The following is a 946-nucleotide window of genomic DNA, read 5'->3' as shown; positions in this document are numbered from 1 at the left end:
GTGCCAGACATCGTCAAAAGCATTCTGCGCGACCGCCACGGCCTGGACACCGGGCACTTTCGCTTCAACCTCAAGCGCGAGTACCCGCAGCGCGAGCAGGTAATGCAGTACCAGGAAAGCGACCTGGCCTTCATCAGCCGCCTGCTGGCCGACGTCGGCATCTGGTTCCGCTGCATCCAGCACGAAGAGCTCGCCTTCGACGTCGTCGAGTTCTGCGACGACCAGCGCTGCTACCAGTTCGACGTCGAACTGCCGCTGCGCTCGCCCTCGGGCTTCAGCAACAGCGTCGAAGACAGCGTCTGGGCTCTGAAAACCCGCCACCGGGTGGTGGAACAGCAGGTCAGCATACGCGCCTATCACCCCGAGGACAGTCGCGCCTACCTCGACGGCGAGGTCGACCAGACCCTCGGCGAGCCCACCACCCACGGCGTGGCCACGACCCGCGGCGTCGCCGACAACACCTACGGCGASGCCTACCACTACGCCGAACCCTACCGCGTGCTCGGCAAGTCCCACCTGCGYGACGAAGACCTGCAAAGCGAAAGCGGCTTTTTCTACGCGCGCCTGCGCCACGAACGCTACCTCAACAACCAGACCCACCTCAGCGGCACCAGCAGCAGCGCCACCCTGGCCCCGGGCCAGGTGCTGACCATCAGCGGCGACGCCCCCAAGGCCTTCGCCTCCCGCGTGGTGATCACAAAGATCACCACGCGCGCCGCCCGCGACCGCAGCCTGACCTGCGATTTCGAAGCCATGCCCTACGCCTTGCGCCTGTGCTTTCGCCCAGAAGTACCGCCCAAACCACAAATCGCCGGCACCCTGCCGGCACGCATCACCCACCCCCAGAGCAACCCCCTGTACACCGAAATCGATATGCAAGGGCGCTACCGGGTCAAGTTCCTCTTCGACCGCGACACCTGGCCCGCCGGCCGCGAAAGCAAATGGC

General features: G+C 65.7%; 1 protein-coding gene. It reads left to right on the top strand.

Translation table 11 applies throughout. The annotated features are described in order from the left end of the window. Positions 1-946: type VI secretion system Vgr family protein (locus tag AC1DVE_RS31150; RefSeq protein ID WP_477784446.1), on the top strand; the 946-nt coding region annotated here is incomplete at both ends.

It is taken from the genome of Pseudomonas sp. P4_B4 (genome assembly GCF_056402255.1).
This window is presented reverse-complemented; position numbering and strand designations above follow the sequence as displayed.